Source organism: Pseudomonas vranovensis, assembly GCF_040438935.1.
GTDB classification, from domain to species: Bacteria; Pseudomonadota; Gammaproteobacteria; order Pseudomonadales; family Pseudomonadaceae; genus Aquipseudomonas; species Aquipseudomonas vranovensis.
This window is the reverse complement of sequence record NZ_CP159259.1, coordinates 2,372,106-2,384,911: the sequence shown is the minus strand read 5'-3', so window position 1 is coordinate 2,384,911 and position 12,806 is coordinate 2,372,106. Positions and strand designations below refer to the sequence as shown.

The 12,806-nt window shown below is 55.1% G+C and carries 10 protein-coding genes; 8 read left to right on the top strand and 2 right to left on the bottom strand.

Annotated elements, in window-relative coordinates:
• Positions 1-17: 17 nt before the first annotated feature.
• Together ABVN19_RS10890 and phnA are read right to left on the bottom strand one after the other, a co-directional pair.
• Complete coding sequence (locus ABVN19_RS10890) at positions 18-1,280, bottom strand: alkaline phosphatase family protein (protein WP_256585855.1); 1,263 nt, start codon at positions 1,278-1,280, stop codon at positions 18-20.
• A gap of 169 nt (positions 1,281-1,449) precedes the next feature.
• Positions 1,450-2,697, bottom strand: coding sequence for a phosphonoacetate hydrolase (phnA, locus tag ABVN19_RS10885; protein WP_105642048.1), 1,248 nt, complete (start codon positions 2,695-2,697; stop codon positions 1,450-1,452).
• A 113-nt stretch (positions 2,698-2,810) separates the two neighbouring features.
• On the opposite strand from phnA, the gene ABVN19_RS10880 reads away from it, so the two are divergent.
• From ABVN19_RS10880 to ABVN19_RS10845, 8 genes are all read left to right on the top strand, one after another.
• Entirely contained in the window at positions 2,811-3,692 is an 882-nt protein-coding gene (locus tag ABVN19_RS10880; RefSeq protein ID WP_105642049.1) for a LysR substrate-binding domain-containing protein, read from the top strand.
• Positions 3,693-4,057: 365 nt separating this feature from the next.
• The gene (psrA, locus tag ABVN19_RS10875; RefSeq protein ID WP_105642050.1) at positions 4,058-5,149 is read left to right on the top strand and encodes an iron-containing alcohol dehydrogenase PsrA; all 1,092 of its coding nucleotides are present in this window, start codon (positions 4,058-4,060) and stop codon (positions 5,147-5,149) included.
• Positions 5,150-5,261: 112 nt separating this feature from the next.
• Positions 5,262-6,557 (top strand): MFS transporter, encoded by a 1,296-nt coding sequence (locus ABVN19_RS10870; RefSeq protein ID WP_105642051.1) that lies wholly within the window; start codon positions 5,262-5,264, stop codon positions 6,555-6,557.
• A 49-nt stretch (positions 6,558-6,606) separates the two neighbouring features.
• Entirely contained in the window at positions 6,607-7,473 is an 867-nt protein-coding gene (locus tag ABVN19_RS10865; protein WP_105642052.1) for a LysR substrate-binding domain-containing protein, read from the top strand.
• Positions 7,474-7,556: 83 nt separating this feature from the next.
• Positions 7,557-8,384 (top strand): phosphonoacetaldehyde hydrolase, encoded by an 828-nt coding sequence (phnX, locus tag ABVN19_RS10860; RefSeq protein WP_105642053.1) that lies wholly within the window; start codon positions 7,557-7,559, stop codon positions 8,382-8,384.
• Between the two features lie 244 nt (positions 8,385-8,628).
• On the top strand, positions 8,629-9,912 hold the full coding sequence (locus ABVN19_RS10855) for an OprD family porin (RefSeq protein ID WP_105642054.1): 1,284 nt from the start codon (positions 8,629-8,631) through the stop codon (positions 9,910-9,912).
• Between the two features lie 271 nt (positions 9,913-10,183).
• Positions 10,184-11,056, top strand: a complete 873-nt coding sequence (locus ABVN19_RS10850; RefSeq protein ID WP_105642055.1) for a LysR substrate-binding domain-containing protein — start codon at positions 10,184-10,186, stop codon at positions 11,054-11,056.
• 201 nt (positions 11,057-11,257) lie between these two features.
• Positions 11,258-12,778: an aldehyde dehydrogenase family protein gene (locus tag ABVN19_RS10845; protein WP_105642056.1), complete on the top strand. Its 1,521-nt coding sequence runs from the start codon at positions 11,258-11,260 to the stop codon at positions 12,776-12,778.
• Positions 12,779-12,806: the final 28 nt, after the last annotated feature.

Below are 12,806 nucleotides of genomic sequence, written 5' to 3'. Positions count from 1 at the left end.
ACAGCTCCTGGAAGAGGTCAGGCGTCAGCGGATGTCCGAAACTGCAGCGGGCTGCCATCCATGTCGTCGCAAGGCAATCCCAAAAAATGCAGCAGGGTCGGGGCAAAGTCGATCAGGCTCACAGGAGCACGGCAGGTGCTGCCTGCCGGAAATCCGTCGCCTTGTACGATCAGAAAGGGTGCCTGCTCGAAGGCCCCAAGCCCGCCATGTTGGCCATGACCGATGTACGACTTAGGGTCTTGGGCGTCGGCAACAATGCAGGTGCTCCCGGGTACTCCGAAAGCATTGGCCTGGTCGTCGCTGCGCATGATCACGGCGAGCGTGTTACCGGAATCGTTTGCCGACAGACCCAGTTGCGCCAGGGCCTGGTCTTCATGTACCGCAGCGCACCACGGCTGCTGGCTTAGAAAACGTACGATGGCCGATTGCAACACGCGGGCACGCGGGGCGAGGGCGATCATGCAAGAGCTGCCGTTGGGGGCAATCACCACGTCGTCGCTGTCGGCTGTAGCTTTCAATCCTGCTTCCACCAGCGCCAGGCCAACGTCGACCTGGTGGGTCACGGTTTCCATGCCGTGGTCGGAGGCGACCATTAACAACACCTCTTCACCACGCGCGCGTAACTGTTCGGTCGCCTCCAGCACCTGCTGGACGCACGCATTGGCATGGCTAATAGCGGCAAAGTGCGCGGGCGATCCCAAGGGATGGCCGTGGCCGCTGTGATCGGGTTCCGACAGCCAGAGGGTGGCAATAGTCGGCGCATCGGTTGCCAGCAGTTTCTGGCAAAAGCGCGCGGTCATCTGCCGGTCACCGGCATAGCCGGATTTGATCGGCAGGCTGCGCTCGTCCAGATAGGGCACACGACCTGGGCCATAGGACCCGGCGCTATGGAACACCTCGCCAAAGCCGTCCGGATCATTGAAATAAGCCGCACCGGGAGAGACGTTGGACATGATGCAGGCACCACCATGTTCCGCTACCCGCTGCGCCAGGGTAGGCACACGCAGGGTGCGGCCAGTGCTGTGCTGCAAATGGTCGCGAAATGCTGGTTCGCCAACATTGTGGCAGCGCAGGCCTCGGACCTCATCGAGGATCATTTTGTTGCCAAGCAAGCCGTGGCGTCCTGGGTGGCAGCCGGTAGCGATCGAGGCGGAACTGACTCGCGTTGTGGAAGGAAACACGGCACGGGCATTGGCGAACCAGCAGGCGTTTCGTGCCAGTGCAGTGAGTGTTGGACTGCTGTCCGGAAGTATCAAGTCCCGGCGTAGGCTGTCACACATGATGAGGATGCAGCGTCTGATGTTTTTCATATAAAAATCTTCGCTCTTTCATGTTGCAACTGTGTGACAGGTGAGGGGTTTTATATATATAAACTTCACCCAAACAACAATGCAGCCCTGTTTTGGCAGGGCTGCATTGTTGTTTGGGTGCGCTATGAGAAAAAAGGGGTTATTGTTGGTGTTGTATGCCGTTAAGCGCGAAGTCAAAGATGTCGAAGTTTCGCAGGCGGTTCGTGCTTGCGCGTTGTAGATACGTTTCTTTCAGTGGGTGAGAAAGTAAAAACGGTACTGACTGCTCGGAATAGCCACCGTGGGAGCGCAGCGGCCTGTCGCCGATACTGGAGAGGTCATGTTCACTGGCGCATGAGCCCAGCACGCAGGATTCGCTGGACACGACCACAATATCGGCCTCGCGATCTTCCGGAAGTCCAAGCTTTGCCGCAGCCTGGGAGCGGCTCAGTACGTCTGCGATACCGCTCAGGCCACTGATGTAATCGATCATCGCCTCGATGTTGGCAGAGTCCTTGGCATACACCCGGACAAATGAACCCAGTGCGCCATGGTGGCGAACGAATGGATCAGTAATGGGGCAAATAACTCGCGCACTTGAAACACCAAACCGTTGTTCAAGTTTGTCTTGCAGAAAGATAACGTCTGGCATGCCGTTGCTGTTATTTTTATCAGACATGCCGTGATCGGCAACACACCCGACTATCGCCCCTTCGTTAATAAAAGCTTGTAGGCGATCATCAATGGCCTTGAGGAATATATTGGACGCTTCGGTTCCCGGGGCATATTTGTGTTGAACATAATCGGATAATGACAGGTACAACACCTGTGCCCGTTTTTGCTTTAACAAGGCAAGGCCGGCATCAAGCACAAACAGTGACAGATCGCCAGAGTACATATCGGGCAGCCCACGGCCGACCAACGACAACACGTCTTCGATACCATGCTCCTCAAGGCTGCAGGTAGCCGCTTTTTCCGAGGAAAAGCAGATGCCCTTGAGGTTGTGCCCCAACACCTTGCGCAACTTGTCCTTGGCCGTGACGGCAGCCACGGCGACACCAGCGTGAGACAGCAGCGCGAGCAGCGTTTCACCGCGCAGCAGGCTGGCGTCGGTCATCATGATTTCTTTGCCGGTGTCGCGGTCCAGGTAGTAGTTGCCGGCGATGCCATGCACTTCAGGCGCTGCACCGGTGACGATCGAAACATTGTTGGGATTGGTGAAGGAGGGCATCACACAATCGGCGGTGCTGGCAAAGCCCTGGGTATGAAACCGTGCGATGGTCGGACAAACGCCATCGGCGATCCCCTGGGTGAGGTACTGGGGGTCACAGCCGTCGATGCAAACCACCACCACCGGTTGGGTCGGAAGAGCGTACTGGCGTTGATGCAGGGTAATCGAGTCGTTCATGACAGGGTTCGCTTTGGGGACTGTGCGAGTACATTAACGTGCAAATAATGTTCAAGTTGTGCTATTTAGTCGCCTGCTTGTGAGTTTAATTCACAGTGGGTGCCAGGACTGACATGAGCCGTATTCCGCCATTACCCGCCCTCAAGGCGTTTCTCGCCGCATGCCGCGCCGGCAGCTACAGCGCTGCGGCAGAAGAGCTCAATGTCACCCATGGCGCCGTCAGCCGGCAGATCCAGACCCTAGAAGACTGGCTGGGTCAGAAGTTGTTCGAGCGCGCCGGGCAGCGCATGGCGCCGACCTCTCATGCACTGGCGTTCGCGCTGGAAGTCAGTGAAGCCTTTGAGCGCATCAACGACGCAGCCGGACGCTATGGCAAGGGCAGCGCCACCATGCTGTTGCGTGTCAGCGCACCGGCAACGTTTGCCATGCGCTGGCTGATTCCGCGCCTTGAAGATTTTCATCAAAAGCATCCTGGCATGTTGATTCAGGTGCAGACCGCCACCACCCAGCAAATTTCGCTGGCAGGCAGCTTCGACCTGGCCATCCGCCGCGGTTCGCCGCAGGCCGATCACTTCAGTGCGCAGGCGTTTCTGGATGAGTGGCTTACTGTTGTGGCCGCGCCAGGTTTGTTGGCGCGAGCGCCACTTAATGCCTTGCACGAGCTTTCGGCGCATGTACTGCTTGATACCGAGACGCGTCCAGGTGATTGGCAGCAGTGGTTGAACGCGGCCGGTTCTACCGAACATGGCACCTCCCGGCGTCAGCGTTTCGATCATTTCTACGTGACCTACACCGCGCTGATCGATGGTCTTGGACTGGGCATCGGTCCGATGCCTACGCTTGAGCATGACGTTGAGGTTGGCAGGCTGGTACTGCCATTTGCGCACATCCGCACACCCAGTCGGCGCTATTACAGCCTTACGCCGGCAGGCGTTGCCAAGACAGTGATTCATCGCACGTTTGAGCGCTGGTTGCTTGAGCAGGGAAACCTCTAAGGGGGGCAGAGAAATTGCGGCGCTAGTCAGCGTGCAATTAAATACGAGAGTCAAATCGGATTGTTTGCCGCTTCCTGAGTCTCCAGTCGAGGTTCTTGTTCCCGCCCCCCGGGTCATCGGTGGTCCTGCAGGCTAGGTGCTCAGGTTTAATCGCCGCTATCCCATTGGGCTCAACGCCGACCCTGTAGGGCTCCACTTTCTGAGTCGACCGCGTTACCGCTATACGGGCTGGACGTCTCCTTATCCCATTGACGCTAAGAAATCGGCTGAGCCGATAGTGACCTGCAAACAATCGATTTGAGCTATTTGACTGCCCCACTGAGTATGACGACACCTTCCAACAACAATAAAACCAAGGAGTCGTCATGACTGCTCGTTTCCACAACCCGGTCGACACGCGCTATGGCTATGGCAGCCTGAAGGAACTGGTTTCCCTCACCGATCAGCAAAAAGTCGCGCTGGTCATTTTTCCGGAAGCTCGCGGCCTGGGTCTCGTGGACCGCCTTGAGAGTCTGCTGGGCGATCGGCTGGTGTACATCATCGAAGATGTACAACCTAATCCGGATGTGGCCCAGCTGCGCGGGACTTATGAGCGTTTCTGGCGGGAGGCTGGGGATTGCGAAACGGTAATTGCGGTTGGCGGTGGCAGCGCTATCGACACTGCGAAAGCACTAATTGTGGGCACCGAAAGCGGCACCTTTGAAGAACTCCTGGGCTTGCTGGCAACAGGTAAACCGTTTGTGCCCGCCCGTAGCAAAGCGCTCATTGCAGCGCCTACTACCGCCGGTACCGGCAGTGAAGTAACCCCGTGGGCGACGATCTGGGACAGTGCGAGCCAGAAAAAGTACTCGCTGCACTTGGATTGCACCTGGCCAAAGGTAGCCATCATCGACCCTGAGCTGATGCTGACCGTGCCGGCTGGCGTTACTGTCTCAACCGGTCTGGATGCGTTGTCTCATGCGCTGGAATCGATCTGGAACGTCAACGCCAATCCGATCTCGGATAACTTCGCCATTTCTGCCATTCGCGACATTCTTGAGTGTTTGCCCCAGCTGTATCGCGATCTCTCCAATAAGGAGTTGCGCTCACGCATGGCACTGGCCGCACTCAAGGCTGGTATGGCCTTCTCCAACACAAAGACGGCACTTGCCCACTCCATTTCCTATGAAATGACGCTGCGCCACGGGCTGCCCCATGGCATTGCCTGTTCCTTCACGCTGCCGCTGGTCCTGGGTCTGGCATGGGGGCGGGATGAAGCGCGTGACCGCACTTTGCAACAAGTATTCGGTAGCGACCTGAGCACGGCACAGTCGCAACTGCGTGCGTTTCTCCACGCGCTGCAGGTAAAAACCGAGTTTATCGACTATGGCGTGTCGGCAGAGGAGGCGGAAGAAATGATCGCGTTTGCCATGCAAGGCGCGCGAGGCAAGAACTTTATCGGCGCTCAAGCCGCCTAGGGACGAATCCCATTAGCTGCAGTATTTACTGCAGCGCTTTCCTGATGCACCAAAAAAGAGTGCCACCCCCGCCAGCAAACGACCGGTGGGAACGAACAAAAAGGAAAATATCATGAATCGTGCCGACACCCTGTCAGGTCTTGCCGTGTCAACGCCATCCTTCCGTGCGGCTCAATGGCGCATGCTATTGGCTGCTATGTTGTGCTACTTGTTCTTTTATACCGGACGACAAACCTTTGGTTTTGCCATCCCTGGCATTCAGGCTGAGTTTGGCTTGACCAAAGAAACGCTAGGTTGGGCATCGGCCGCGATGTTATGGGCTTATGCCATCGGTCAAGCAATCAACGGCAACCTTGCAGACAAGTTCGGCGGCCGACGCATTATGAGCCTGGGCGCCGTCTTATCCTGTGGCGCCAACTGGGTGACCAGCTTTGCCGGTGGCCTTGTCAGTCTGATCTTGCCATGGGGCATCAACGGCTACTTCCAGGCATTAGGCTGGGCGCCAGGGAGCCGCTTGCTTTCGAACTGGTGGAGCGCCGGTGAACGTGGCAAAGTCTACGGCTTCTATGTCTTCGCTGCGGGCTGTGCATCGGTACTGTCGTACGTCACCTCGATCGTTGTGCTGGAGGTCTTCCAGCTCGAGTGGCGCTGGATCTTCCGCCTGCCGGTATTGTTGATGCTGGCCGGTGGCATCCTGTTCTACTTGATTGCTCGTGAACGGCCGCAAGATCTCGGCTTTGAACCACTCGCCGACACGGGTGTGGCTAATGCCGGCGATAAGGACCATGAAGTTGCTGACGGTGAAGTGGAAACTTCAGCACAACGTTACAAAGCGGTGCTGAAAAACTTCCGCCTGATCATTGCTGCTGTTTCCCTTGGCTTCCAGAACGCCGCTCGCTATGGCTTGATCGTTTGGGTGCCAGTGCACTTCTTGGGTGCTGACTGGAAACACGGTGACGGCTTCATCGACCCTAAATGGATTACCGTCGCACTGCCGGTAGGTATGGCCGTCGGTGCGCTGAGCAACGGATGGGTATCCGACAAGTTGTTTGGTTCCAAGCGCTACCTGGCGATCATGCTGTACATGTTCCTCGGCGCTGCGACCAGCCTGTGGATGTGGAGTCTGCCAGCCCATAGCGCAATCGGTCTGGTAGCCTTGTTCCTTTGCGGCTTCTTCGTATATGGCCCCGCCTCCAGCTTCTGGGCCCTGTGCCCTGATCTGGTCGGCGCCAAACGTGCGGGTACAGCCACCGGGATCATGAACTTTTCCTCCTACCTGTTTGCAGGTCTTGCAGAGCCACTGATCGGCGCAATGCTCGATAGTACCGGTAACACTTCGCTGATCTTCATCGTGGTGACTGCGGCCTGTCTTTCCAGCGCAACCGTAGCACTGTTTATCCGGCGCTGAAGTCTGCAACTTGTACAACGACGCTGACTCGCTCAACCAGGAGCCGCTTATGTATCAATACAATGAGTGGTTCCGATCTTTCCACGCAGTGGCAAGGACTGGAAGTTTTGCCCTTGCCGCTGAGTACCTGAGCGTCGGTCGGCCGACTGTAAGCAACCAAGTCAGTGCCCTAGAGGAAAAATTCGCGGTCGAACTTCTCCATCGCGATGGACGCCGCTTCGAACTTAGCACGGTTGGCCGCCAACTGTTCGCGATCACCCAGGGACTGTTCGAGCAAGAGGAGCAAGCGGTGCAGGCTTTCAATAGGGGGCAGCAAAATTTAGAAGCGCTGCGCTTGGGAGCCGTTTCACCGCCGGTGGCCATGAACATTATCTATTCGTTTATGCAACGCTATCCTGAAATCGAATTGGAGACCTCGTTCAAGACCGAAAGGGCAACATTGGAGCGTTTGATTAATCTTGATATCGACGCAGCGGTTCTTGCCCATTCTGACTTCGATCCACGTCTCTATACGCAGCTGTATAGAAGTTACCCAATCGTAGCCGTTGTTCGTGATGATCATCCTTGGGCCACGCTGGGCGAGGTGAGCATCAGGCAGATCAGCGGTCAGAGGTTGGTGTTGCGCGAGTCACAGTCGCGTACCCGGCAATTGGTCGAAGCGTGCTGCCGGCAGCACGGCATAACGCTAAATTGCGTTATGCAGTTGAACAGCCGTGAAGCGATAACCCATGCCATCATGCAAAACATTGGGATCGGCTTTGTTTCTGCCGTGGAATATGTTGAGTTGCCCGGGACATGCGCGATAAGTTTTATCGACGAGCCGCTGCGGATCGAATATTACCTGTGTTGCTTGCGCATTTGCCATGAGCGCCCATTGATTGAAAAGTTATTTAATAGCGCTAACGCTGAACAATAATTGCGTTGGCGATTGATCCTAACCCTGTAATGTGGCTATTGCTCTTCGGGGTAAGCCAAACGAAAACTAAGTGGAGTACCAATATGAACTACAAACAACCTACTCACCTTAAAGCTGTCGTCCTGGATTGGGCGGGCACTGTTGTAGACTTCGGCTCTTTTGCTCCGACTCAAATATTTGTCGAAGCGTTTGGCGAGTTCGGCGTCGCGGTGACTCTGGAAGAAGCCCGCGGCCCAATGGGTATGGGCAAATGGGATCATATCCGTACCCTCTGCAATGTGCCGGAAATTGCCGAACGTTATCGTAAAGCCTTTGGCCGTACGCCGACCGACGACGATGTCACCGCCATTTATGAGCGCTTCATGCCGTTGCAGATCGAAAAGATTGCCGTGCACTCAGCTCTGATTCCAGGTGCTCTGGAAGCCATCGCCACTCTGCGTAGCAAAGGCCTTAAAATCGGCTCGTGCTCCGGCTACCCTGCAGTGGTCATGCAGAAAGTGGTCGACCTGGCCCGCGAGAATGGCTACGTCACTGACCATGTGGTGGCTACCGACGAGGTACCTAATGGCCGTCCGCATCCAGCCCAAGCGTTGGCTAACGTCATCGCACTGGGAATCGACGATGTCGCAGCTTGCGTGAAAGTCGACGACACTTGGCCAGGTATTCTGGAAGGTCGGAGTGCGGGTATGTGGACGGTTGCTTTGACCTGTTCGGGTAACGCTCTGGGGTTGACCTATGACGAATACAAAGCCTTGTCTCTGGAAGCGCTGGCTGAAGAACGCGCGCGCATTGGTCAGATGTTTGAAGGCTCGCGACCGCACTACCTCATCGACACTATCGCCGAGCTGCCGGCTGTAATCGATGACATCAACAAGCGTCTAGCTCGCGGTGAAATGCCTCAAGCCTGCTGAGTTTTGATTTAAGTATCCCCCGCTGCCTGTTTCCGCTCTCGCGGGGCAGGCAGAACTCTACAGGAGGAAATTAAATCAGCACCGCTTTAATTAGCGGCTATGACCCGGGTACCAGCATCATACAAAATTTTGGATCACTGACTGTCCTTTCATCCACGTTTTCTGCCGAAACCCTGAACACGCTGGGCGTTGTCAGCGAGTCAACGTGCGTGTGTGAATTATTCAACGTAGAGATCAAACAATAATGAAAACAAGACCTCGTCACTACCTGAAAGCTGGGCTGTATGCAACTTTATTACCTGGTGCGTCTAACGCTTTCGCTGATTTTATTGGTGATAGTAAAGGCTCGCTGGAGCTGCGAAATTTTTATTACAGCCGAGACTTTCGCGACGGTACACCCAGCCAGTCAAAGCGCGAGGAGTGGGCCCAAGGTTTTATCCTGAATCTGCAATCTGGATATACGAATGGTGCGGTGGGTTTTGGTGTGGACGCAATCGGGATGCTGGGGCTGAAACTCGATTCCAGTCCTGACCGTACCGGCACAGGTTTGCTGCCGCGCGGGGCGGATAAACGCGCTGAAGATGACTATTCAAAACTTGCTGTAACTGGCAAGGTGAGGTTTGCGCAATCCGAATTACGAATGGGTGGGTTGAATCCCGTACTTCCTCTTTTGTCGTCGAACAATAGTCGTTTGCTCCCACAAATATTTAACGGCGCGCAGCTTGTATCTAAAGATATCACTGGGTTGACAGTGACAGCGGGTCAGGTCGACTCAGTCAAGCAGCGCGATTCGTCAAGTTCCGATGATCTAACCTTGACCTCACAATTTGGTGGCTATGCAGGCGTGAGTGGCGACCACTATTCTTATGGTGGACTGGACTACCAGGTGCTACCCAACCTGACGCTTTCCTATCATTTGAGCGAGCTTGATGATATTTTCCGGCGTGATTATCTGGGCATAAAGTTTAACGCCCCGTTGGGCGCTGGAAAGGCCTTTGCCGAAGCTCGTTACTTTGACGCTCGTGAAAGTGGACGCAAGCTAGTCGGGGAAGTGGATAACCGGACATTCAGCAGTAATATAGGCTACTCCATCGCGGGGCATACGTTGAGCGGCGGTTATCAGAAAAGTTCTGGCGACACCGCATACCCTTACCTATCCGGCACCGATACCTATCTGTTTGGCGAAATGTTGGTGAGTACGTTCTCGTTGGCTAATGAACAGGCCATCTACGCGGGGTACGGCTACGACTTCGCTGCGTTGGGTATTCCCGGCTTGACCTTCAACCTGCGTTACGTGAAAGGTGAAGATGTCGACCCCACCAACATTAATACCTCAAAGTCTGCGGAGTTGCGCGCTCTGGACGATGAGGGGCATGAGTGGGAGCGCAGTACCGATATCATCTACGTCGTTCAGTCAGGTCCGTTGAAGAATTTTTCGCTTCGCTGGCGGAACGCGACGAACCGTTCCAACTATGCAGACAGTGGCGACGAAAATCGTGTGATCGCCAGTTATGTAATAAATTTCTAAGTATTGGTTGCAGATTTATCGGGCATCAGCCTAATAATTTAGCAGGTCAACGTTTCCCTCTTGGTCGTCGACCATTTACGAATCGACTCCCCCGTCATAGAGGCGTGGGTGGTCGGCGACCTTTTTTTGGGGCGGTTTTTGGGTACATTTTTAGGAAAGAAATGCTGTGAAAATCAGAGTGGTCTATGATGCAGATGGTTTCTCTTCAATTGGCTCGCACAGGTATCGTTTTAGCATGAAGTGATCAGGTGCTCGGAGGAGATGACGTACTATGTATCAATACCATAAGTGGCTACGATCCTTTCATGCGGTCGCCCGCACAGGGAGTTTTACCCAGGCATCGGAGTATCTAAATATTGGCCAGCCCACCATCAGTGAGCAAGTGAGTGCGCTGGAGAAAAAGTTCTCTGTAGAGTTGTTTCATCGCCGTGGTCGGTATGTCGAGTTGAGCGCTGCCGGGCATATGCTTTACGATATCACCCAAGGATTATTTGGTCAGGAAAATGAAGCAATTCAGTTGCTGCAAAGTTTTCGTCAGCGCAAGCACGGGATGTTACGAATTGGTGCCGTTTCACCGCCGATTGCCATGAGTCTGACCTATTCGCTCATGCAGAAATATCCGGATGTAGAGTTGGAAACGTCGTTCACCACAGAAGCTGGAACACTTGACCGGTTGTATAACTTTGATATCGATATCGCTATTTTGGCTTTGTCCGAGTTTGATCCGCGTTTAAGTACTCAGCTGTACCGTGCCTGCCCGATTCTTGCAGTCGTGCGCGATGACCATCCATGGGCAAGCAAATATGAGGTAAGTGTTCAGGATATTATTGGTCAACCGGTAGTACTCCGGGAGAAAGGCTCGCGCACCCGTCAATTGGTTGAGGAGGGCTGCGCTGCCCATACCGTAAAACTTAATTGCATCATGCAACTGAACAGTCGCGAAGCCATCGTGCATGCCGTCGTTCATGGCATCGGGGTGGGGTTCGTATCGTCAGTGGAATACGCAGACCGGCCCGGCACCAAAGCGATCGCATTTGTCGAGCAGCCCTTCAATATCAGTTATTACCTTTGTTGCCTGGAAACTCGGCGCAACCGACCGATGATTTCCGAGCTGTTTGAGGACAGCGCACTGCCTCAGGCCTAGTTAATGTGTGCGCTGTTCGCGGTGTATCGATTTAACCAATCAAGCCCTACGAATAATCGATTTGAGCTTGGGCAGGGACCTGTTAATTCTACAACGGCATCAACGTACCGGCGATGGCTAACCCGCTGACCCAAGCGGGATATTTACCTGATACGCCCGTTCCAGGCTCCTCCAGCTAAATACAATAATTAGGAGAATTTCATGCGCTATGCACATCCCGGCACCGAAGGTTCCAAGGTGTCTTTCAAGCTACGTTACGGCAATTTTATCAACGGCGAATTCGTCGCTCCGATCAACGCCGAATATTTCACTACCACGTCTCCGGTTAATGGTCAGCCGATTGCCGAGTTCCCGCGCTCTAGCGCTGAAGATATCGACAGCGCTCTGGACGCGGCTCATGCCGCTGCAGATGCTTGGGGGCGCGCGTCAGTTTTGACTCGCTCGACGATGCTGTTAAAAATTGCTGATCGCATCGAACAGAATCTTGAGCTGCTGGCCATTACTGAAACCTGGGACAATGGCAAGCCGATCCGCGAAACGCTCAACGCCGATATTCCGTTGGCCGCCGACCACTTCCGATATTTCGCCGGTTGCCTGCGCGCCCAAGAGGGCAGTGCTGCCGAAATCGACGGTAACACCGTGGCTTACCACATTCACGAGCCGCTCGGAGTAGTCGGACAGATCATCCCGTGGAACTTCCCGATCCTGATGGCTGCCTGGAAACTGGCACCCGCCCTGGCTGCGGGTAACTGCATCGTGCTCAAGCCGGCGGAGCAAACGCCGCTGGGCATCACTGTCCTGCTAGAAGTGATTGGCGACCTGCTGCCGCCTGGCGTGCTCAACATCGTGCATGGTTTCGGCCGTGAAGCCGGTGAGGCACTGGCTACCAGCAAGCGCATTGCCAAGATCGCTTTCACCGGTTCTACCCCGGTGGGCTCGCACATCATGAAATGTGCTGCCGAGAACATCATTCCTTCTACGGTAGAGCTGGGCGGCAAGTCGCCGAATATCTTCTTTGAAGACATCATGCAGGCTGAGCCGAGTTTTATTGAAAAAGCCGCCGAAGGCCTGGTGCTGGCCTTCTTCAACCAGGGCGAAGTGTGCACCTGCCCGTCGCGAGCTTTGGTTCAAGAGTCGATCTACCCGGCGTTCATGGCTGAAGTGTTGAAGAAAATCAACCAGATCAAGCGCGGCGATCCGCTGGACACCGACACCATGGTCGGCGCCCAAGCGTCCGAGCAGCAGTTCGACAAGATCCTTTCCTATTTGGAAATCGCTGAACAGGAAGGCGCTGAGCTGCTTGCTGGCGGCACGGTGGAGAAACTTGAGGGCAGCTTGTCGGCGGGTTATTACATCCAGCCAACCCTGCTCAAGGGCCACAACAAAATGCGTGTGTTCCAAGAGGAGATCTTTGGCCCGGTCGTCGGCGTCACTACCTTCAAGGACGAAGCGGAAGCCCTGGCGATTGCCAACGACACCGAGTTTGGCCTTGGTGCAGGCCTGTGGACCCGCGACATCAACCGCGCCTACCGCATGGGCCGGGGCATCAAAGCGGGCCGCGTATGGACCAACTGCTACCACCTGTACCCGGCTCACGCCGCGTTCGGTGGCTACAAAAAGTCTGGCGTCGGTCGCGAAACCCACAAAATGATGCTCGATCATTATCAGCAAACCAAGAACCTGCTGGTCAGCTACGACATCAATCCGCTCGGCTTCTTCTAATCCCTTGGTAATCGCTCTCGGCAGCCAT